This is a genomic window from Natribacillus halophilus (assembly GCF_900100185.1).
GTDB lineage: Bacteria > Bacillota > Bacilli > Bacillales > Marinococcaceae > Natribacillus > Natribacillus halophilus.
Genome location: NZ_FNEN01000009.1, coordinates 68,602 through 91,238, shown reverse-complemented (window position 1 = coordinate 91,238; position 22,637 = coordinate 68,602). Strand labels below are relative to the sequence as shown.

19 protein-coding genes are annotated in these 22,637 nt (G+C 50.1%); all 19 read right to left on the bottom strand.

Features of this window, described 5'->3' with window-relative positions; genetic code table 11:
* Positions 1-14 precede the first annotated feature (14 nt).
* Positions 15-2,591, bottom strand: coding sequence for a DNA mismatch repair protein MutS (gene mutS / locus BLS58_RS11300; protein WP_090398934.1), 2,577 nt, complete (start codon positions 2,589-2,591; stop codon positions 15-17).
* 178 nt (positions 2,592-2,769) lie between these two features.
* Positions 2,770-3,417, bottom strand: a complete 648-nt coding sequence (cotE, locus tag BLS58_RS11295; protein ID WP_090398907.1) for an outer spore coat protein CotE — start codon at positions 3,415-3,417, stop codon at positions 2,770-2,772.
* A 147-nt stretch (positions 3,418-3,564) separates the two neighbouring features.
* Positions 3,565-4,044, bottom strand: a complete 480-nt coding sequence (locus BLS58_RS11290; protein WP_090398906.1) for a Dps family protein — start codon at positions 4,042-4,044, stop codon at positions 3,565-3,567.
* Between the two features lie 219 nt (positions 4,045-4,263).
* A complete protein-coding gene (locus BLS58_RS11285) occupies positions 4,264-4,671 on the bottom strand; it encodes a YlbF/YmcA family competence regulator (RefSeq protein WP_090398905.1) in 408 nt (135 codons plus the stop codon).
* On the bottom strand, positions 4,668-6,242 hold the full coding sequence (miaB, locus tag BLS58_RS11280; protein ID WP_090398904.1) for a tRNA (N6-isopentenyl adenosine(37)-C2)-methylthiotransferase MiaB: 1,575 nt from the start codon (positions 6,240-6,242) through the stop codon (positions 4,668-4,670). The genes BLS58_RS11285 and miaB overlap by 4 nt, the downstream gene beginning before the upstream one ends.
* A 91-nt stretch (positions 6,243-6,333) precedes the next feature.
* Positions 6,334-8,013, bottom strand: a complete 1,680-nt coding sequence (locus tag BLS58_RS11275; RefSeq protein ID WP_090398903.1) for an ABC-ATPase domain-containing protein — start codon at positions 8,011-8,013, stop codon at positions 6,334-6,336.
* Positions 8,014-8,090: 77 nt separating this feature from the next.
* A complete protein-coding gene (locus BLS58_RS11270; RefSeq protein WP_090398902.1) occupies positions 8,091-8,351 on the bottom strand; it encodes a stage V sporulation protein S in 261 nt (86 codons plus the stop codon).
* 86 nt (positions 8,352-8,437) lie between these two features.
* The gene (locus BLS58_RS11265) at positions 8,438-9,232 is read right to left on the bottom strand and encodes a TIGR00282 family metallophosphoesterase (protein WP_090398901.1); all 795 of its coding nucleotides are present in this window, start codon (positions 9,230-9,232) and stop codon (positions 8,438-8,440) included.
* A gap of 365 nt (positions 9,233-9,597) precedes the next feature.
* Entirely contained in the window at positions 9,598-11,169 is a 1,572-nt protein-coding gene (gene rny / locus BLS58_RS11260) for a ribonuclease Y (protein ID WP_090398900.1), read from the bottom strand.
* A 988-nt stretch (positions 11,170-12,157) separates the two neighbouring features.
* Positions 12,158-13,183, bottom strand: coding sequence for a recombinase RecA (gene recA / locus BLS58_RS11255; RefSeq protein ID WP_090398899.1), 1,026 nt, complete (start codon positions 13,181-13,183; stop codon positions 12,158-12,160).
* A 311-nt stretch (positions 13,184-13,494) separates the two neighbouring features.
* Positions 13,495-15,096, bottom strand: a complete 1,602-nt coding sequence (locus BLS58_RS11250; protein ID WP_090398898.1) for a DEAD/DEAH box helicase — start codon at positions 15,094-15,096, stop codon at positions 13,495-13,497.
* A gap of 80 nt (positions 15,097-15,176) precedes the next feature.
* Positions 15,177-16,415, bottom strand: a complete 1,239-nt coding sequence (locus BLS58_RS11245) for a competence/damage-inducible protein A (RefSeq protein ID WP_090398897.1) — start codon at positions 16,413-16,415, stop codon at positions 15,177-15,179.
* A 23-nt stretch (positions 16,416-16,438) separates the two neighbouring features.
* On the bottom strand, positions 16,439-17,014 hold the full coding sequence (pgsA, locus tag BLS58_RS11240) for a CDP-diacylglycerol--glycerol-3-phosphate 3-phosphatidyltransferase (protein ID WP_090398896.1): 576 nt from the start codon (positions 17,012-17,014) through the stop codon (positions 16,439-16,441).
* A gap of 136 nt (positions 17,015-17,150) precedes the next feature.
* On the bottom strand, positions 17,151-18,053 hold the full coding sequence (locus tag BLS58_RS11235) for a helix-turn-helix domain-containing protein (protein ID WP_090398895.1): 903 nt from the start codon (positions 18,051-18,053) through the stop codon (positions 17,151-17,153).
* Between the two features lie 16 nt (positions 18,054-18,069).
* Positions 18,070-18,843 (bottom strand): DUF3388 domain-containing protein, encoded by a 774-nt coding sequence (locus BLS58_RS11230; protein WP_090398894.1) that lies wholly within the window; start codon positions 18,841-18,843, stop codon positions 18,070-18,072.
* Between the two features lie 167 nt (positions 18,844-19,010).
* Positions 19,011-19,262, bottom strand: coding sequence for a DUF3243 domain-containing protein (locus BLS58_RS11225; RefSeq protein WP_090398893.1), 252 nt, complete (start codon positions 19,260-19,262; stop codon positions 19,011-19,013).
* Positions 19,263-19,348: 86 nt separating this feature from the next.
* Entirely contained in the window at positions 19,349-20,071 is a 723-nt protein-coding gene (gene ymfI, locus BLS58_RS11220) for an elongation factor P 5-aminopentanone reductase (protein ID WP_090398892.1), read from the bottom strand.
* Positions 20,068-21,354 carry an EF-P 5-aminopentanol modification-associated protein YfmH gene (gene yfmH / locus BLS58_RS11215; RefSeq protein ID WP_090398891.1) on the bottom strand — a complete coding sequence of 429 codons (1,287 nt, stop codon included), beginning with the start codon at positions 21,352-21,354 and terminating at the stop codon, positions 20,068-20,070. Before yfmH ends, ymfI begins: the two co-directional genes overlap by 4 nt.
* A complete protein-coding gene (gene yfmF, locus BLS58_RS11210) occupies positions 21,354-22,631 on the bottom strand; it encodes an EF-P 5-aminopentanol modification-associated protein YfmF (protein WP_245723145.1) in 1,278 nt (425 codons plus the stop codon). The genes yfmH and yfmF overlap by 1 nt, the downstream gene beginning before the upstream one ends.
* Between the last annotated feature and the right edge of the window lie 6 nt (positions 22,632-22,637).

The window sequence follows — 22,637 nt, the reverse complement described above, 5'->3', positions numbered from 1 at the left end:
CCTCCTTCCGTCATTCAGGATTCCTTTCCTGAGCGCAGCTGCTTCTGCCAGCGATTAATCGCCTGCAGCGCTTCGATCGGCGTCAGGTTCAATACATCCATGTCACGCACTTGCGCGGCAATGGATGACGCTTCTGCCGGTTCTTTTTCCTTACGTGGCGCCCGATTCGATCGTTGATCCTCCTCATAGATAAACAGCGGCACTTGTTCATGGGGCTCTTCTTCCCTGTTTTCCAATTGTTCCGGCGGTTGTTCATAATGCACCAGCAATTCACGCGCACGCTCGATGACCCGGTCGGGAAGATGAGCTAATTGCGCCACATAAATGCCGTAACTTTTATCGGCCCGTCCTTCTTCGACTTTGTGCAAAAACACGACCTCACCGTCTTCTTCCTCCGCCCGTACGTGAACGTTCCATAATTTCCCGAGTTCGTCCTCCAAAGCGGTTAATTCATGATAATGGGTGGAAAATAACGTTTTCGCACCGATCTCTTCATGAATGTATTCGACGATCGAACGGGCGAGTGCCATCCCATCATACGTCGATGTCCCGCGGCCAATTTCGTCAAGCAATATAAGGCTGTCCTGGGTCGCTTCCTGCAGGGCGTGTTCGGTCTCAAGCATTTCCACCATGAACGTACTCTCGCCGCTGACGAGATCATCGGCGGCTCCGATGCGTGTAAACATTTTGTCGAACAAGGGAAGCGTCGCTTCATCCGCGGGCACATAACAGCCTATTTGCGCCATAATGGCAATGATGGAGATTTGCCGCATATACGTACTCTTGCCCGCCATATTCGGCCCGGTAATGAGCAACAGTTCCCGCTCGTCGTCCATATGTACATCGTTGTCGACGTACGCTCCGCTTGCCAGTGTTGTTTCCACGACAGGATGGCGACTGTTGACGAGCGACATCGTGCGCTCCTCGGAAAAACGGGGACGCACGTATCGTCTTTCCTCGCTCACGCGTGCGAAGCTTTGCAGGACATCGATGTAGGCCATCATTTCGGCCAACGGTTGCAGCTTGGATATATAGGCAGTCGTTTCTTCCCGCACCTGTTTAAAGAGGTCGAGCTCCAGCTGTTCCATTTTTTCTTCTGCCTCGAGAATACGATTTTCCATCTCTTTAAGGTCCGGAGTGATAAAACGCTCGGCATTGGCCAGTGTCTGTTTGCGTTCAAAATGGTCCGGTACGTGTTGCAGTTGTGCTCTGGAAACTTCGATATAATACCCGAAAACACGGTTATAGCCCACTTTTAACGTTTTAATGCCTGTGCTTTCCCGCTCTGTATGCTCAAGGTTTGAGAGCCACGTTTTCCCGTTTTCACTGGCCTCACGATATTCATCCAGTTCCTCGTGATACCCGGCACGAATCATGCCGCCTTCACGAATCGTCGTTGGCGGCTCATCCACAAGGGCGGCTTCCAGGTGCGTGAGCAGCCCCTCGCAGCGGTCGATATCGTGCGTGAGGCGCTCCCCTTCCTCCCCGAGCGTGGGCAACAGTTCGATAATCGCCGGGACTTGTTGCAGGGAATGGCGTAACTGTACGAGCTCACGAGCGTTGACATGCCCGTACGCCACACGACCAACGAGACGCTCAAGGTCATAGACAGAACGAAGATGCTCCTCGATTTGCGCCCGCGTCATGACGTCATCCACGAGTCGGTTGACGAGGGCGAGCCTTTCTTCCACATCAGCCCGATTCACGAGCGGCCGTTCCAGAAACCGTTGCAACAGGCGACTTCCCATCGCTGTGCTCGTCTTATCAAGCAGGTGAAACAGACTGCCTTTTTTCGTTCGTTCCCGTAGTGAAGCTGTAAGCTCCAGGTTGCGGCGGGTATGTACATCCATTTGCACAAATGTGCGCGAGGCAATCGTCGCCAGCGGTTGCAAGTGATCGAGCGCCCGTTTTTGTGTGCGGCCGAGATAATTGAGCATGCGGCCAAAGGCTGCGCGGATATGCGGATTTGTTCCATCATATAAATGTGTGTATCGCGAAGGTATCTCTTCGTTTTCCTCATAGGAGACCGTCATTGCTGTTGTCGTTTGCCATGCCTCCCATGAAGGGGGGAGGTCTCCCGCAGGAAAGACCACTTCTCGCAATCCGTCGACCATAAGCGCTCTTTCCAGGTCAACGACGGCAGAGGCGATCACCCCGCCCTCGGTCTTTCCGGTCGTCAAATCTGTGCGAACATAAGCCGTCGTGCTCTGATCATCGCCTGCCAGGGCGGCAATATAGTGATTATCGTCCGCTTTTACGGCCTGCTCTTCCATGATCGTGCCCGGCGTGATCACGCGAATCACCTCGCGTTTCACGACGCCCTTGGCCGTTTGCGGGTCCTCGACTTGTTCACAGAGGGCAATCTTATAACCCTTTTCGACTAAACGGGTGATGTATTGCTCGGCCGAATGGTAAGGGACCCCGCACATGGGAGCGGCATCTTCACCTTTTCCCCGGCGCGTCAAGGTGATTTCCAACTCTCTGGCCGCCAGGCGGGCATCATCGAAAAAGAGCTCGTAAAAATCCCCTAGCCGGAAAAATAGAAAAGCGTCCGGATGTTGATCTTTGATCTCGTGATATTGCTCCATCATCGGTGTTTGTTGTTTCGACACAAAGGATTCCCCCACTAGACACTACTATTTGAAATTATAGCATAGGGAGGACGTATACACGAACGGAAAACTAAAAAAAACGAGTGACGGGTCACCAAGCCCTTCACTCGTTTTTTGGCTTTCGCCATTGCTTGACGAAAAGCCAAGTTTTCTTTAGTTATTCCTTCTTTTCACTATGATGGTGCTCTTCTTCGTGCTCTGAGTCTTCTTTCTTCCGAAGGCGTCCATGCAATTCAAATTCTCCGGGTCGCCGGCCGAGAAAATCCGGTTTAATGTCATCTTTTAATTCCTCATCGGACACTTGCTCATCCCATTTTACGTCGCGATAATAGTCATCTTCCTTCGACGGATGAACCAAAATGCTCACTTTCGTCTCCCCCACGACTTCCGCAGCAAACTCTTTTTCCACTTCAACGTTCACTTCTTTATCCTTCTTTGAGATGGAGGCTTCGATCGTATTCGGTTGTTTCGTCGCTCTCGCGATCACATCGAAATCGTCGGTCATGACTTCATCCGCGCGCATTTTCAAGGGCACATGTTCTTTGTAGGATACCTTTTCACTGGCTACATCTGTTTTCGTATTGTCTTCATATGAATACCAGACATTAATGTCATAATTTCCGGTAATCTCCACGCTGTCCCCCTTTCGTCTCGCATCATAATGGTGGTTAATCACCCAGCACCCGAGGATACTTGTCGGACGATGGGCCGGCTTAATCGTGTGTGTCGTCTTCGAGAATTTTTTTCCTTTCCCGATAACCGCCTTTGTTATAATTTCACGATAATGCTCCCGGCTTTTATCCACGTGACGGTCCCTCCTTTATAATTCGGGCTTACGGCGTTTTCATGCCTCTCCTTCATATGTATGAGCAGTTTTGTCGTTCATGACTGCTCATGAGAAAAACTTGGCTATAAAAAAACCTGCCGTTGACGGCAGGTCTTCTTTCATTATTTATTCTCTTCCCGAATAAGCCCGTAACATCCAGTCGTCCTTCTGGAAATCGCGTGCCATATCCTGGACAGCATCGGCGAGGGATAACGCTTTGTTATTTTCCAGATCTTCGACCATCTCCAGCAATTGTCCGCTAATGGCTTGCAAATCGGCGGATAAGTTATCCACCATTTCCTGTTGGTCTTCGGTGCCGGAGGCCTCCTCGATGGTCGCGTTAGCCATAAATTCTTTCATCGTCGCAACCGGCTGAACTTGAATTGCCAGCATTTGCTCGGCATAGTCATCGATGTAGTCTTTTGTCTTGTTGTACATTTCCTCGAACTTCTCATGGAGTGAAAAGAAATGTGTGCCTTTCACAAACCAGTGATAATTATGAAGTTTTACATACAACACATGTAAATTCGCGAACTCTCGGTTTAAATCCTTCTCCAGCGTGCGTGCGCTTTGTCCTTTAATTTCAATTGCTTGTCGCTTTGCCATGGTTATATCCTCCTTTTCATTTTTGAGGTTGTTCCTTCATGATTACAATATCTATTATATTATAATCATTATTAAAAAACAACCTTTATTAAATAATCCTTTCGACAAATTCTTTTGCCACTTATCTCATTCCCGTATTACACGGAAAGTATGCCTCGAATTTTAGAAAAATGACCAGGTATGCACGTGGCATACATGGTCATTAGAGGCGGATCGTATCTACTTGTTTTCCTTGAGGGCCGACGACGCCTGTCCCTGGCGTTCCTGAATCTCTTTGGTGACCGTATTTGAAATCGTCGTCGAGACGAGCTGCAGAACTTCATTCACGTCGCTTTGGCTCTGTTTGAACTCCTTGACGATGGGAATTTCGTCGATTTCCGCGTGCAGAGCGTTGATCTCTGCCTCTTTCTGGCGGACAGCCTCGGTCTTGTTGTAATGTTTCAGGTTCACAAGTTCTTTTTGCTCGCTTTTGATATTGCTGATCAGCGTTTGGATTTTTTCATTGCGATTGATTTTTTCCTCTGCTTTCTTGAAAAAATCAACTTCCTCCGTATCGACCATCATCTGCCCGAGATCCCTGGCCTTGGCAAGAATCTCATCTTTTGTATACAGGCGCTCCTCCGTCATACCTTTTGCACCTCACTGTTTTCAACCATATCTCCGTTCAACGACCATGTCTTCACATCGGTAATACGCACGTTTATAAGCTCGCCGATGAGTTGTTTCGGCGCTCGTACATTGACCAGCTTATTCGTACGCGTACGTCCGGCGAGAATGTCCGGGTTTTTCTTGCTTTCTCCCTCGATGAGCACTTCCACGACTTGATCCTGCATTTGTTCATTGCTGCGTGCGGAAAATTCGTTGACGACTTCATTAAGACGCTGCAAACGATCGCGTTTGACTTCATGGGGCACATTATCTTTCATACGAGCCGCCGGCGTGCCTTCACGCGGAGAATAAATATACGTAAACGCACTGTCATAGCCGATTTCCCTCACTAGGGAAAGAGTATCCTGAAATTGCTCTTCCGTTTCGTTCGGAAAGCCGACGATCAAGTCTGTCGTAAACGTAGCGTTCGGCATCGCTGTCTTGATTTTGCGGGCCAGTTCAAGATATTCCTCACGCGTGTACTTGCGACCCATCAATTTTAACACATCGCTGTTGCCGTGCTGGACCGGCAGGTGAATATGTTCAAGGAGGTTATCTCCCTTGGCCAACACTTCGATGAGACGATCATCAAAATCACGGGGATGACTCGTCGTAAACCGGACACGCGGGATATCGATTTTACGGAGCTCATCCATTAAATCACCGAGCCCGAAATCGTCTTCCAGGTCTTTGCCGTACGCGTTCACATTCTGACCGAGCAAGGTGATTTCTTTATACCCGTGCCTGGCCAGCTCGCGCACTTCCTGGATAATATCTTTGGGGAGGCGGCTCCGTTCCTTGCCGCGAGTATACGGAACGATGCAATACGTGCAAAATTTATCGCATCCGTACATAATATTGACCCAGGCCTGAATGTTGCCTTGCCGACGGCGGGGCATGTTTTCCACCACATCCCCTTCCTTGGACCAGACTTCCACGACCATTTCCTTACTCTGGATCGCATCCTTGAGCAAATGGGGCAAACGATGGATGTTATGCGTGCCGAAAACAAGGTCGACGTGTTGATGCTTTTGCAAAATCCGGTTGACGACATTTTCTTCCTGCGACATGCAGCCGCAAAGACCGAGGACGACCTCGGGACGTTCTTTCTTGAGGTTTTTGAGATTACCGACCTCGCCGAACACTTTATTTTCCGCGTTTTCCCGGATCGCACATGTATTTAACAGGATGACATCGGCATCATCGGTCGTATCGGTAGGCGTGAACCCGAGTTCTTCCAGGATACCGGACATATTCTCCGTATCATGTACGTTCATCTGACACCCATAGGTGCGGATGTAATATTTTTTCCCATTCCCGATGTGCTGCATATCTTCGGGAATTTTAAAGTCATAATACACGTCCGTCTCATTGCGGCGACGCCGCTGCCCTTTTCGGTAGTTTGGCTGTTCATTTATTTTTATACGACGGCCGCCGATCTTCATGATTTCCTGACCGTCATCGTTGACTTCGATGGTTGCATTGGAGAAATCAAAGTACTTGCTGTAATCTTTATCTTTATTGGGTTGACGGCGTTGTTCCTCGTTCATAGGCGAGGGAAGCCCCCTTTCCTGCTTTGCCATCCTTTAAAAATTATAAAGCTTCCATCGCCTGAAGGCAACCACTACGCCACGTGTATGATCACTGGCGCGTCGACAGTGTCCGCAAACGATTGATGGCCGCCGCGATTTCAAAGCGGCGCGGCCTCGCCAGATCACCGGGATGCTTGCCTTTGAATGGAGATAAATCATCCAAACCGGCAGCCGTTTCCCGCTCATAGATATCAAGGAGTTCACCGAGGGAACGTTCTCCGTTGACATATTTTTTGGCGAGAAAGTCCACGGCGCGGGCAATCGCCCGTGTCTGGCTCGGGTCGATGCATTGCTCGACAGCCGAGAGGTCAATGGTTTCACGGCCATACAAAATCGTATTTTTGCCCCAGCCATCGACTTTTTCTTTTTTGCCGCGGCGGGCATCAAAACCCTTGGGCTCAGGGATACGCCTGCTCTTTGTCGTAAAAGGCGCGGCTTTGTGGGTGATCCGTTGACTCTCATCTATTTTTACGATGGCTTGCGCCCTGTCTGTCACATCAAAGGGGCGATACTCATCCATCATCGTAACCGTGTCGGCCACATCGAAGTAATCGCCGGTGCCCCCGACGACGATGATCGTCGATACGCCTTCTTCTTCATACAAGTCCCGGACCCGGTCGATAAAGGGGGTGATCGGTTCCTTGTCGGGAGCGACGAGTTGCTGCATCCGGTAATCGCGGATCATGAAATTCGTCGCACTCGTGTCTTCATCGATGAGCAAAAGACGGCTCCCCGCCTCCAGGGATTCAATAATGTTCGTCGCCTGCGACGTGCTCCCGCTCGCGTTCTCCGTCTGAAAGCGTTCGGTGCTTTTATTATTCGGGAGATCCCCGATAAATGGAGAAATGTTTACGTCCGTGACCCCGCGACCATCTTCGGCGCGAATTTTGCAGGCACTGGAGGTGGTGACGATATAGGCCCGTCCGTCCCCGTCAATGTGATTGTAAATACCATTTTCCAGTGCCTCCAGCAACGTACTCTTGCCGTGATAACCGCCGCCGACGATGACATGAACCCCGCGCGGGATGAGCATGCCCCTTAACTCGCCGTAATGCGGAAGGGAAACGGTGACCGCCATTGTCTCAGGGCTGGTAAAAGGGATGGCGCTGTCTGGATCAAGGGGGCGATTTTCCACGCCGCTCGCCCGCGGCAGAATCGAGCCGTCCGCGATAAACGCAAGCGCCTCCCGGTCATCGACATAGGCGCGCAACGTTTCTTGATCATCGCTGAGCGCCACGTGCCGGCGAAGCTCGTCCATGTTCATGTTAAAAACGGCTTGCTCGATGATCGCCGGCAGTTTTTCGGTTAAAAGTTTCCGCGCCTCTTCGCCCATAATCGTTCTTCCCCGCGCGGGCAGATGGATGGAGAGGCGAATATCGATTTTATCCCGATCACAAACGACCGCAGTCCGTTCCAGAATCTCTTGGCCCGGCCGGTCAATAAACAGGCTCTTTTGTGCGTTTTGTTTGCGGATCTCCTTTCCTACCGCACGTGCCACGTAGTCTGTAAAGGCGACGTTACGATGCCCCTGTTCATACAAGTCGGGATCTATATGTAATTGTCGGTGCTGGACGACTACCCGCGCCCGCGACGGACTGGCGTATGGATCTGCCTGAATATGATCCATATGCAGGCGAAACGAGGAAAACGTAAAGGTGCCCCGGATATCGTTATAAGCTTTATACCCTTTGCGATCAATCCGTTTTAATTGCTGTATAAGTTGCTGCATCTCTCATTCACTCCGATTTTCTTGTAATAATGGCGAAAAACTCAGCGTAGCGGGGTACGCTGAGTTTAACCGTTTTATCATCGAGGTTCGATAATCAATTTAATGGCTGTTCGTTCTTCACCGTCAATTTCAATATCCGTAAATGCCGGGATACAAACCAAGTCGATTCCACTGGGTGCTACAAAACCTCTCGCGATGGCAATGGCCTTGACAGATTGGTTCAATGCGCCTGCTCCGATGGCCTGGATCTCCGCTGCTCCTCTTTCGCGGATCACGCCCGCGAGGGCACCGGCAACAGAATTAGGGGTGGATTTCGCTGATACTTTTAATACTTCCATGATTAGAGTCCTCCTATAATGGTGGAATGACACCTTTATCCCTTACTATATTCTTCCGCTATCTCTCTATGCCTGAGGGGTTCCTTTTACTCGGCAAATGGATGATCCTCATTGAGCAAAATTCTCTCGATTTTCACTGCGTTCCCGGTCCGATCATCGATGTCCATAAAGGCCGCGTTCAATTGTGTTCTTCCCTGTGCCACCTCAAATTTTGCCGGCAGGGCCGTCTGCATTTTTTTCATGACTTCGTCCCTTTCCATGCCGATAATCCCGTCATATGGACCGGTCATGCCGACATCGGTTAAATAGGCCGTCCCTCCCGGCAGAATTCGTTCATCAGCCGTTTGAATGTGGGTATGGGTTCCGATGACCGCACTCGCGCGTCCGTCCAAAAACCAACCCATCGCCTGCTTTTCACTCGTTGCCTCGCCGTGAAAATCAACAAACACAAACGGCGTACGCTTTCTCGCTTCATCCACAGCCTTATCCAACGCCTGAAAGGGACTATCGATGGCTTCCATGAATATTCGTCCCATGGCATTGATAACCACTAGCTCCTGTCCGTTCACGTTAACGGACGTTTGCCCGTTTCCGGGCACTCCCGGCGGATAATTGATAGGCCGAATAAGGTTTGGTTCTTCGTTGATAAACGCAAAAATGTCATTTCTTGCCCACGTATGGTTGCCAAGCGTAACCACCTGCGCTCCAAAACCCAACATCGATTTATAGATTTTTTCCGTAATGCCTTTACCGCTCGCCGCATTTTCCCCGTTGACAATCGTCACCTGGGGCTTATAGCGTTTCTTCAATTGCGGCAAGTGCGATTCCAGCATGTTTCGCCCGGGACGTCCGACAACATCTCCGACAAATAAAAGACGCATCGATTTACAACCTACTTTCCAACGACAAACGGCATTTCTATCCCCACTTATACCCATTTCGGGCAAGCTGTTAAACGTATTTACGATAATCCGTTCCGTCTTTTTCGCTAAAGAAACCTTGGCTTATCGCCAAGCCTGGCGAAAGCCTTAGTTGCACTTATGCATGATAAGAAACAATGTGTCTACGCTGCCCGTAGCCACCATCTACCATGAAAACAACTGATTTAGCGCAAAAAGTATAATCGTGACATATGTTGGTTATACTGATTGGTTTGCGCTGCTCCAATAATGGTTGTTTTCATACAAAAGTTATACTTTTTTATCTGCTTAAAAATGAAAGAAAGCAGCACAAAAGATGTGCCGCCTTACTTAGCGTAATCAACTGCCCGCGTTTCACGAATAACGGTGATTCGTATATGACCGGGGTAGTCGAGTTCGTTTTCCACTCTTTTCGTGATGTCCCGTGCCAGCGAATGCGCCAGCACATCGTCGATTAAGTCTGGTTTTACCATAATACGGACTTCGCGACCCGCTTGTATGGCATACGTCTTTTCAACACCATCAAATGATTCTGCAATCTCCTCCAGTTTTTCCAGGCGGCGAATGTACGTTTCAAGCGTTTCGCGTCTTGCCCCCGGCCTCGCCGCAGATAACGCGTCCGCAGCCGCGACGAGCGTGGCAATAACCGAGGTTGCTTCGACATCACCGTGATGAGAGGCAACGCTGTTCACAACGACCTCGTTCTCATTATATTTATTCGTTAATTCAACTCCAATTTCAACATGGCTGCCATCCACTTCGTGATCGATGGCTTTCCCGATATCATGGAGCAATCCGGCCCGACGGGCCAGTTGCACATCTTCGCCTAATTCTGCGGCCATCAGCCCTGTTAAATAGGCGACTTCCGTTGAGTGATTGAGGACATTCTGTCCGTAACTCGTTCTAAACCGTAAACGGCCCAAAATTTTGAGAAGATCAGGGTGTAAATTATGAATCCCCATTTCAAACGTCGTTTCCTCTCCGTATTCACGTATCCGCTCATCAACCTCCCGTCGGGATTTATCGACGGTTTCTTCAATACGGGCGGGATGAATCCGTCCATCCTGAACGAGTCTTTCCAAAGCCGTGCGTGCAATTTCCCTGCGGATCGGATCGAAACCGGAGAGGATGACGGCCTCCGGTGTATCGTCAATGATTAAATCAATGCCGGTTAACGTCTCCAGGGCGCGAATATTCCTGCCTTCACGTCCGATGATACGGCCTTTCATCTCATCGTTCGGCAAATGAACGACAGACACCGTTGTTTCGGCGACATGATCCGCCGCACATCTTTGCAGTGCCACAGAGAGAATATCCTTGGCTTTCTTATTGGCTTCTTCCTTGACTTTATCCGTATTTTCCTTAATCATCACTGCTTTTTCATGGTCGAGTTCCCGTTCGGTTTCAGCTCGAACGATTTGGCGGGCGTCCTCTCTCGTCAGCCCTGAGATCCGTTCCAGTTCTTCGTGTTGTTCGGCGATTAATTGTTCCACTTTGCTATTCATCGTTTCTGTCTCTTCTTGTTTCTCAGCGAGCGTTTGCTCCCGGAGTTCCAGAGATGCTTCCTTGTTGTCAAGCGTTTCACTTTTACGGTCAAGCGCCTCTTCTTTTTTCTGCAGGCGGCTCTCCTGATTCTGAACTTCAGTTCTCCGTTCGCGAATATCGTCTTCGGCTTCGGAGCGCAAGCGATAAGCTTCATTCTTTGCTTCCAGGATCGTTTCTTTCTTGCTCGTCTCGGCATTGCGCTCTGCATCTTCAATCATCTTATTTGCCGCGTATTCCGCGCTGGTGATTTTAGCTTCGGCAATTTTTCTACGGATGAAATACCCAATAAACCCGCTTAAAACAGCAACGACAACAAGCAAAATGGAGATGATCAAGATGAGTGTGCCATTCATCTCGCCTACACCTCCTTTGCTATGCAATTGTAATTTTTAAGTCGACAATCGAAAACGTTGCGGGCTTGCCTAACGAAAAACGGAGATAGCAAGCAGGCGATGCCTGCTTTCATTCGTAGGTGTTGACGGTTCAAAAAGTACGGAGGTATGATGTCCGACCGAAAGTCCTTTTGAACACAGTTAGTTGGAAACTGTCGCCTCTTTAGGGCGCTTTGGCGTCCGGTGACCACACCGGGACGTGAGCCTGTTCCATGCTCTTTGTCAGCGTGCTTCATTGCAAATATTTGAATGTGCCACAAGTTCACTAAAACTCGTGATCAAAACTGGGTAACACCATTTAAGAACATGATCATACAAAGATCATGGGTGAAAACCTGCCTGTAAACGGCCAAGCCAAGCCTTTGACACAGGCGGGACAGTTCGCCGTTCCCCATACATTCATAATTTATTGTATACTTGCCGTTGTTCATATGTCAACAGCAGTTACCGCGTCCGCCAAGGTAAAGTCAAAGTCCAACAATTTATTAAAAGAAATAACGTTCGTCTTTCCACTCTGTGAACCCTCAAGTGGAAGTATTGCCTCTTCGAGAGGGATCAGAAGCGCAATGTAATCCCTCTGACGGTGATCGCACTGCCCCGAGAGGTACAAGCAGCGCTTTGTAATCCCTCAAACGGCGTTCGCTCTACCCCGAGAGGTACAAGCAGCGCTTTGTAATCCCTCAAACGGCGTTCGCTCTACCCCGAGAGGTACAAGCAGCGCTTTGTAATTACAAGAAACTCCTCAAACGGAGGGAATTGCTATTTTCCGTCTCTACACTTCCGGACATAAGTGATTATATTGACTTTGACGATGTCCTTACCACGTCCGCTGGAATGTGCAGCGCGGGGATCCACCTGAAAAAGTGCCCCCATCACGTCCGCTACATCTCACCTCTCATCTCCAAAACAACGATAAAAAGCCGGCTTCAGCAGCCGGCTTTTTCTATCTTTAGGCATGTGGTTCCTGGCTCTCTTCCTGTTCGTCGCGGATCGGCAGTTCATGGTGCTCGCGGATACGCGTTTCAATTTCCGAGGTGACGGCCGGATGTTCTTTCAAATACTGTTTGGCATTTTCGCGGCCCTGACCAAGCCGTTCGCCTTCGTAGGCGTACCAGGCGCCGCTCTTTTGCACGATTTCCAGTTCAGTGGCAATGTCCAGCATCGACCCTTCGCGGGAAATGCCTTCCCCGTACATAATATCGACTTCCGCTTGCCGAAACGGAGGTGCCACTTTGTTCTTGACAATTTTCAGGCGCGTCTTGTTTCCGACGGTTTCGTTGCCTTGTTTCAACGCTTCCGCTCTGCGCACTTCCAGGCGCACGGAGGAGTAGAATTTAAGGGCACGTCCACCCGTCGTTGTCTCAGGGCTTCCGAACATGACCCCGACTTTCTCGCGGATTTGATTGATAAAAATCGCGATGGAGTTCGATTTGCTGATCGCACCTGACAGTTTCCGCAGTGCCTGGGACATCAAGCGCGCCTGCAAACCGACATGCGCGTCGCCCATATCCCCTTCGATTTCCGCTTTCGGCACGAGTGCGGCCACGGAATCGACGACGATAATATCGACGGCACCGCTACGGACAAGGGCTTCCGCAATTTCCAGTGCTTGTTCGCCCGTATCCGGCTGCGAGAGCAGCAGTTCATCGGTATCAACACCGAGGGCGCGGGCGTAGACGGGATCAAGAGCATGTTCCGCGTCGATAAATGCGGCCTGTCCGCCATCGCGTTGAGCTTCTGCGATCGCGTGCAGGGCAACCGTCGTCTTGCCTGAAGATTCCGGCCCGTATATTTCAACGACTCGTCCCCGCGGATATCCGCCGACCCCGAGCGCGATATCTAGGGCGAGTGTTCCACTGGAAACCGTGGAAACGCGATTTTCCGTTTCATCTCCCAACTTCATGATCGAGCCTTTTCCAAATTGCTTTTCAATATTGCGCAAAGCTTGATCAAGCGCTGCTTTTCTTTCACTCATGCTAAAAGTCTCCTTTAATCCCTTAAATTTAATGAAACAATGATTACTGCCGTTGAGCGCTTTCTTTCGCCATCAGGCAAAAGCAGGCACTGATCGTTTCCCCTACATTCATCATACCGCGTTTTGAACCATTTGCCAAGTGAAATACGAACATTTATTCTAACTTTTTTAATAAAGAAAACTTGGCTTATCGCCAAGCCTTTAAGGCGATAAGCCTTAGTTGCACTTATGCAGGATAAGAAAGTGGTTTATACTTTCTTACCTGCCGAGAAAAGGCTCCTCGGAAAAAGGAGCCCGGAGGGGTGGCCGTACTAGGAGGTTGAAGAGCGCCGCTGGTCGCGTTTCGGTCTCGGCTTGGCCGGTTCCAGGTTTACACGCGCGCCGTTAATCCGTGAGTGCCGCAAACCTTCGTAAACAAAAGGAGCGACATCTTCCGGCACTTCCACGAACGTAAATTTTTCGAAAAGATCGATGCGTCCGACGGATTTTTTGGGGATGCCAACGGCATCGGCGATTTCATCAGCGAGGAGCTTCGGGGTTAAACTCACGTTACGCCCCACGTTGATAAAGAAGCGAACCATTCCTTTCGCCCCGCCTGTGTCTCCAAAATGATACCCTTCTTCGAAAATATGGTTTTCCGTTTGGTAATTCATTTTCAGGAGCGCATCAACGATTTCCTGGGGACGATATTGCTCAAGGAGCTCCTGGGTCAACTCGTCAAAGATGGATGTCTCTTCACTATGCTCAATGACATTTGCGATTTGTTGCCGCCACGTATCCTGTTGTTTCTCGACCACTTCTTCCAGCGTTGGAATGTCACGGGTCGGCAAGGCCATTTTGATTTCTTTTTCAATCGAGCGCAGATGCTTCATTTCACGCGGAGTGACGAGTGTCAGCGCTTGTCCGCTCTTGCCGGCTCTACCGGTCCGTCCGATACGATGGACATAGGATTCCGGATCCTGCGGAATATCGTAGTTGATCACATGACTCACGTTTTGGACGTCCAGCCCGCGGGCGGCAACGTCCGTGGCGACGAGAAATTCAATCGTACTTTCCCGGAACCTCTTCATAACCGCGTCCCGCTGCGATTGATTCAAGTCACCGTGCAGGCCGTCCGCAAAATATCCCCGCGCCTGCAAGGATTCCGATAATTCTGCGACGCCCTTTTTCGTACGACAGAAAACAATCGCGAGCTCCGGATTATAACGGTCGATCACCCGGCAAAGGGACTCGAGCTTATTCCTTTCCAGCACTTTAAAATAAATCTGTTCAATCGATGGGGCAGTCACATCACTTTTGCTGATCGAGACGGTATCCGGTTGCTGCATGTAGCGTCTGGAAAGCTTGCGGATTGGGTCCGGCATCGTAGCGGAAAAGAGCATCGTTTGCCGGTCGTCATTCGTTTGCTTTAAAATCGTTTCGATATCTTCGATAAAACCCATGTCCAGCATTTCATCCGCTTCGTCGAGGACGAGCGTCTCCACGCGGTCAAGCTTGAGTGTCTTTCTTCGCAAATGATCCTGAACGCGTCCGGGGGTGCCGATGACGACCTGGACCCCTCGTTTAAGGGCCTTGATCTGATGCCCGATCGATTGCCCGCCATAGACCGGCAACGTTGTGACATGCAGGTGCGTGGAAAGCTTTTGCAATTCCCCGGCCACTTGAATCGCGAGTTCGCGGGTCGGTGTCAGTACAAGCGCCTGCACATGAGAGGACGACTGGAGCCTGTTAAGGAGGGGAATCCCGAAGGCGGCCGTTTTTCCGGTGCCCGTCTGTGCCTGGCCGATCACATCTTTGCCGTCCAAAGCTTTCGGTATGGCTTGCTTTTGAATGGGTGAGGGTTCTTCAAAACCAATCTCTTTAATCGCTTTTTTTACTTCAAGTCTAATATCGTCGCTTTCAAATACACTCATATTCTTCATCACCTTCTTCTATCAGTTAAGGAACACACCTGGGATGTAAGAGCGTTCTTCTTAGGGCTTCTTCCCACTTCTCACCTCTCACCTCCCACCTCCAACAAGCAGGCGCAAGCTTCCTTGGCCGCTCTTCGTCTTATCGTCGCGCGATCACCTTGCAAATGGCGCGCATATACCTGGGTCACATCCGGGGAGCTAATGCCGATAAAAAGGGTTCCCGGCGGATGGCCTTCCTGGTCATCAGGCCCGGCAACGCCGGTTAATGAGATGCCGACTTCAGAATGGTATGTCCTTCTCACCCCGGCGGCCATCTCCCGGGCGCAGGCTTCGCTCACGGCTCCATCCGTTTGCAATGTCGCCGGTTTCACGTTTAGCTGTTTTTGTTTGGTTTCATCGCGATACGCGATCACACCACCTGCAAAAACGTCGGATGCGCCGGCCACATCAGTTAAGGATGCTGAGAGCCATCCACCGGTCACACTTTCGGCGCTGGCTACGCGCCATCCACGGCCTCTCAGGCGATCAAGGGCTTTTGAAACGAGCGTATCTTCATCGTAGCCGTATAAAAATTCCCCGCAACGTTCATTGATCGCCTCTTCGAGTGTATCGAGCTTACTTTCGGCATGTGCCCTGTCTGTGTCTTTCACGGTCAAGCGTAGCGATACTTCATCCTGGCCGGCCAGCGGCGCGATTGTCGGATTGCCCTGATGTACAATCAAGTCATGGAGTCGTGCTTCCAGCGCCGATTCACCAATACCGTAGAACTTTAACGTCCGTGATAACAAAAACTCGTGGGACTGATTCGCAGCCGACAGCAAGGGGCGAACTTCTTTTTCGAACATCCCTTCCAGTTCCCGGGGCGGCCCCGGCAACAGGATAAACCATGTATTTTCATGTTTATACACCATTCCACAGGCAAGGCCTACGTGATTTTGCAACACTTCCGACCCTTCCACGTGCAGCGCCTGGCGCCGGTTCGCGTCACTCGCAGTTTGGCCCCTCGCTTGAAAAAAAGCTTCCACATGTTCAAGGGCTCGTGCTTCATGTACGAGCTTGAGATCATATTCCTCTGCGAGCGCGTTTCTCGTCACATCATCCTCGGTGGGGCCGAGACCGCCGGTCAGGATGACGATATCATTATGTTTCGCCGCGGTACGAATGGCTTGTCGAATCCGTTGCAAATTGTCTCCGACAACGGTATGCCTGTAAATGTTCACCCCATGATGCGTTAACTGCTTCGAAAGATACTGGCCATTCGTGTTGGCAATTTGTCCGAGGAGCAGTTCGGTTCCTACAGCAATAATTTCAGCATTCATGGACGAATCTCCTTCCCAGTCGTCTAAGCGTCTTTTAATACGTGTTTATTTTTCACAAAATAGTCAATGCCGGAAATCACCGTCAAAATCACGGCGACCCACATCAAAATCATCGCAATCGGCCATCCGAACCCTGTAAACGGGGCGTTATGAACGATAAGGAAAAAGATGGCGAGCATTTGGAAGACCGTTTTCCACTTCCCGAGCGGGCTGGCGGCAATCACCGCACCATCGGCCGCTGCCACCAGCCTCATGCCGGTGACGGCAAACTCACGGCTTAAAATGATGACAGCCATCCAGGCCGGTAAAAGATCGAGTTCGATGAGCGATAACAACGCGGCGGTCACAAGCAGCTTATCAGCAAGCGGGTCCAGAAATTTTCCGAAGTTGCTAATGAGATTACGGTTACGGGCGATGGCTCCGTCCAGCCAATCCGTCCCCGCCGCCACGGCGAAAACCATTCCGGCAACAGCGTGATTGACAGGCACTTCCGTGCCTAAAATGTCGAGTGACCCCCACTGAAAAGGGTATAGAAAAATCAGCATAAATATCGGTATAAACCCGATACGGATAAGGGTGATTTGGTTTGGCAAGTTCACGGAACGCTTCACTCCTACAGGAACATACTTCATTCTAACAAAAATCAATCGTAAAAAGAAATGCCGAGTACCGCTCGAATGGGATGGGCACACTAGAATAAAAGTCCTTCACACTCGATGTGTGCAGGACTTTTGCTTACTCATCTCTTTGAATGGTAATGCGCTGGAAGTCTCTTTCGTTGGGATCGAGCTCATATTCCAACTCTTCTCCGTTCACATAGATAGTAAGGGCAGGTGTGTAGCCAGCGTTTATCGTAATCTCATCGTACTCGCTGAAATCATATTCCTGCTCGGAGGCTTCGGAAGGAGCAGCCGCCGTCTCGACGATGGAACCATCATCTGTCGGTTCTTCGCGAAAATCTACATAGCTGTCGGTATCTTCATCGAATTCGAGGGTCACATCCAATGAATCGCTATCAGTCGTATAAACCGAGTTAAACCCATCGGTGACCTCTTCAAACGTGAGTGAGCCGTTATCATTGTCTCCATTGGTATCGGTGCCGTTTGTTTCATTATTTTCTTCTGCGTTCTCGGCGTCTTCGTCTCCGTTCCCTTCCTCTTCCGTGTTTTCATTATCGTCTTCTGCAGCCGGTTCGTCGATGATGTCCATATCACCCTCTTCTTCCTCAGAGGCTATATCACCGCCGGTGTCAATGTTCATGAGCCAAATCACGCCGACGATCGCAACGAGAAAGGCCACAACGAGGATGGCCGGGAGTACGGGATTCTTTTTTTCATTTTCCTGGGAAGCACGCTTGTTGGAACGTTCGGCCCGGGTGGGCAATTCCACTGATTCTTTCCGTGGTTTCGGCAAATCGTGCTCATACTCGGCGAACACTTCTTCAGGCTCCAGGTCCAGAGCTTCAGCGTAACTCTTGATAAATGCCCGCGCGTAAAAAGCACCCGGAAGATCGTCATAACGTCCTTCTTCTATAGCCAGCAAATAGCGCTTTTGGATTTTCGTGCGGGCCTGGACCTCATCGAGTCCCCATCCTTTTTCCTCGCGCTGTGCCTGTAAAAATTGACCTAATTCACCCATACCAAACACCTACCACTTAGCTAATATCAAATGAGGAGAAACCGGACTCCACCATTTCATAAGTAATCGTCTCGTCTACATTGTTCCTAAGTTCAATGATGCAATCAAAATCTTTCAACGTATAGGCCGTTTCCCGGATAAAGATATCCGGATGCTCGACGACCTTTACGGCAGCCAACCCCATAATTTCATCGACAAGCGAGCGGTGTTTTTCCGGGGCACGCATGGTCGTCACGATGCCATCGATAATATAGACGAGATCTTCGCTCATTTCATCGTCGGGAAGTGTGCTTCTGATCGTCTGCCTAAGTAACGTTGAGGAAATAAATGACCAATGTTTATTGGCACAGACGCTCGCGGCCACGATGGATTCCGTTTTTCCGACTCTCGGCATTCCCCGGATGCCGACGAGATAATGCCGTTTTTCCTTAAACAGTTCCGCCATAAAATCAACCAATACTCCGAGTTCATCACGGACGAAACGGTAAGTCTTTTTATCATCCGTGTCTCTTTCGATATAGCGGCCGTGCATAACAGCCAGACGATCGCGCAGCCTCGGAACGCGAACCTTCTTGAGAGAAATCACGTCCATCGTTTCCAATATATCACGTAGACGCCAAACATTATCATCGCTGCTGCTCTTGATCAGCATTCCGCGTCGATTATTTTCAATCCCGTTAATCGTAACGATATTAATCGATAGCATCCCAAGTAACGAGGAAATGTCCCCGAGCAAGCCGGGACGGTTCTGATGGATCTGATATTCAAAATACCACTCTTTCTTTTCCATCTCTCTCCCCCTCTCTTATTATCCATTCTCGTGCGCTGTCGATTCAATACTTGTGCTGTCATTTTACGCTATTTCTTTGCATTTGAACAGTGTTACCCGTATTTTCTTCCAAAAGCAAAAGCACCCTTGGCACAACAACTTTGTGTCAAGGGTGCTCCCGCTACGTATTATTGTCTTTCCTGAACCAGCTTTACCATCACATTGGCGATCGCGTGTTGTTCCTTGTCGTCAGCCACGTGCCAGAGATCCGATAACACCCGCTCCTGTTCATTCTTGGGGTCGACATTGTTCGCCAAATAATCCCCCACCTGAAAAGCTACATCTGAAACCGCTTCGTTTTTCATTCCGTCATCTTCGGCATTTTTCAGGCTATCACCTAAAAACGATTTCCATTGATCCCAATTATCCAGTACGGACATACAGGGTTCCCTCCTTACCATTAAACTATAGTTTTACACCCTTTTACACCCATAGTTTAACTACGGAGCTCGGAAAATATACACGATTACCCGCCCCAGGCCCCGTTAATGGAAAGGATGTGCCCGTTCACATACCCGGCTTCCGGGCTCAGCAAATATTGACACGCGCTCGCCACTTCATTGACCGTCGCTAAACGTCCGGCCGGGATGGTCTCTGCGAGCAATCGCATGTCTTCTTCGTCGAAAGTATCCATCATTTTCGTTGCAACAACCCCCGGGGAGACGCCGTTTACGGTAATATTGGACGGCGCGACTTCCTTGGCAAGCGCCTGCACAAATTGGTTCAAGCCGCCCTTCGCTGCGGAGTACGCCACCTCGTATGCCGCGCCCACTTCTCCCCATAGGGAGGAGATGGCAACGACACGACCGTATTTTTGGCTGATCATCGCAGGAAGAAAGCGCTTGATAATGCGCATCGGGACCGTGAGATTAAGCGCGAATAGATCCAGCAGTTCCAGATCATCCATATCCGTAAACAGGCCGTAATACGCCTGTCCGTTTGCGAGTACGATGTGATCGACCGGAAGACGAGTCCCGGCGACAAGCGTTTCAATCCCTTCCGCTGTTTGCAGATTCGCGGGCACTAACACCGTCTTCGCTCCCTGCGCTTCACATTGGTCACGAACATCCTGCACCCGCCGTTCTCCCCGATGATAATGCAGGTATAAAGTTTGCCCCTCTCCGGCGAGGGCTGTGGCAATGGCAGCACCTATGTCTCCGCTGCTCCCGGTGATCAGTGTTGTCGTCATGACTGCGGGGCGACGACTTTCGTAACAGAGCTGCGATCGGAATGAAAATGGCGCTGCAAAATGCTCTCCAAATCGCCGAGCGTCATTTTCTCAAGCGTCGGCACAACGGCAAAAAGAGAGTCCCCATTCATTTCGTAGCGCGTGAATTGGGTCGCGATAAACTCCGGGCTGTTCAATTGTTTCAAAAACGCCCCGATTTTTCGTTTTTTCGCGGTTCGGATGTCTTCTTCCTGTAACGGTTTTTGCTTGAAGGCGTGAATCGTTTCTTCGAGTTGGGAGACGAGTCTTTCCGGATCTTTTGTATCCCCGCCGATCGCGGAAAATCCGAAGGAACGTTCCATCGTAAAATCAGCGGAAAAGCTGTTATCGATGAGGCCTTCTTTATAGAGTTGTTCATACGTGCTTGACCCCGGCCCGAACATGACATCCAGGAGGAGCTGCACGCCTAATTCATAGGAGAGGCCCGGGTGGGGATAGTGATCATCGGGTTCTTTAAAGCCGAGCAAACATTTCGGCGTCTGCACGTTCATTTCAATCGTCTTCTGGCGCTCATAGCTTTCCTTCGGTTCATCGCCATAAGAGCGGCGAATCTCACCGGCTTCGGGGAATGGTTTCTTTTCCTGGTTATCTCTCACGAGTTGAACCGTTTCCTGCGGATCGACGGGGCCAACGATGAACAAGACCATATTGGACGGATGGTAAAACGTTTGATAGCACGTATACAACAGATCCTCCGTGATTTGGTCAATGGACTGAACGGTTCCGGCAATATCGATACGAACGGGGTTCTCTTTGTAGAGGGAGCTGAGCAAGCCAAAAAAGAGGCGCCAGTCGGCATCATCATTATACATGTTGATTTCCTGGCCGATAATCCCTTTTTCTTTCTCTACGGTCTCTTCCGTAAAATACGGCGACTGCACAAAATCAAGCAGTGTTTCCAGGTTAGCCTGCACCTCGCTTGTGCTCGAAAATAAATAGGCCGTTCTCGTGAAACTCGTAAAAGCGTTCGTCTGCGCGCCCCGTTTGCTGAACGTGTTAAAAGCATCGCCGTCTTCATCCTCAAAGAGTTTATGTTCGAGAAAGTGGGCAATGCCATCGGGTACCTGCACGGTTTCAGCGCTGTTCAGGGGCGTAAACGCCTGGTCGATGGAACCGTAATCCGTCGTAAAGATCGAAAACGTCTTGTTATGGTCCGGCTTCGGCAATACGTACACTTTTAACCCGTTGTTTAACGTCTCCAGGTAGATGGTTTCGCCGATTTGCTCGTAGTGCTGTATTTCCATTAAGCTGTCTCCTCCTCTCCCGTTAACAGGTAGATCGTATCCAATTGGATCTTCTGGGCCGTGGCGATAACCGTCTCTTTGTCTACGTCCTCGATCTCGTGCAAACGCTCATCCACGGTTCTTGTATTGTTGCTTAATACATTCTGATAGTTCATTTCAATCGCACCGCGGGCACTGTCCATCTGTTCGAGGATTTGATTTTTAAGCATTTGCCTGGTCGTCGTGAGTTCTTCCTCGGTCACTTCTCCGTTCCTGATCGCTTCCAGTTGGGCTTGCATAATCTCGCTGGCCTTTTCATATTGCTCGGGGGCAATACCTGCCATCGCGAATAAAATGCCTTTATAGGGTTCATACCGGGAGGCGGCATAGTAGGCAAGGCTTTCTTTCTCCCGAACGTTAACGAACAGCTTCGAGTGTGGGTAAGCCCCGAAGATGCCATTCGTCACGAGTACAGCCGTGTATTCATCGGCATCAACGGTGTAGGGAATGCGAAAGCCGAGGTGCAATTTTGCTTGTTGAATCGCTTGCCGTTCTACAACTTCATTGATTTCGGCCGGGGGCTGGGAAGGGGTCGCCTTTGCCTGTTTACGTTCTCCGGTCTTAAAATATTCACCGGCCGGCTCGACGACATTCAGAATTTCCTCTTTAGAGCCCGGCCCCGTCACAAACAAGTCAAATTGATCGCTCGCCATCATTTGTTCGTAGGCCTGTTGAAGTTCATCGTTTCCGAGCGCCTCCATGTCTGCAACCGAGCCAAACGGATGTAGGCCAAACGGTTCATCGGCACACATTTCTTCCAGCATCCGAATATTCGCGTACCGGGTTTTATCATCGGCAATGTTACGAATGCGCTGGGTGAGCGCCTGTTTCTCTTCTTTAATAATCGTTTCACTAAATCCGCTTTCCGTCATATTCGGGCTTTGCAAGACCGACAATAGAAACGTCAAAGCTTTCGGCAATAACGGCGATTCGTTTTGCAAGTACTGTTCGCTCGCGACTTCCATGACAAAAGTCAGGACGTGATTTTCCCCTTTTTTGCCTACATCCGCGTAAAAGCTCGCTCCATAAAGGTCATCGAGAAAATGGCGGATTTTTCGGCGCGACGGGTAATCTGCCGTGCCTGCCTGCAGAACGTGGGCAAGCAGGGTACGCGCAGCTGCCGTCTCTGCTTCCAGAGGGGCCTTGATGTGCAAAACGATCGTCGTTGTCTTGAATTTATTGCTCGGTTGCCAGTGAACACGCAGTCCGCCGGCGTCTAACTGTTCTGTTTCTGCCACGCTTAT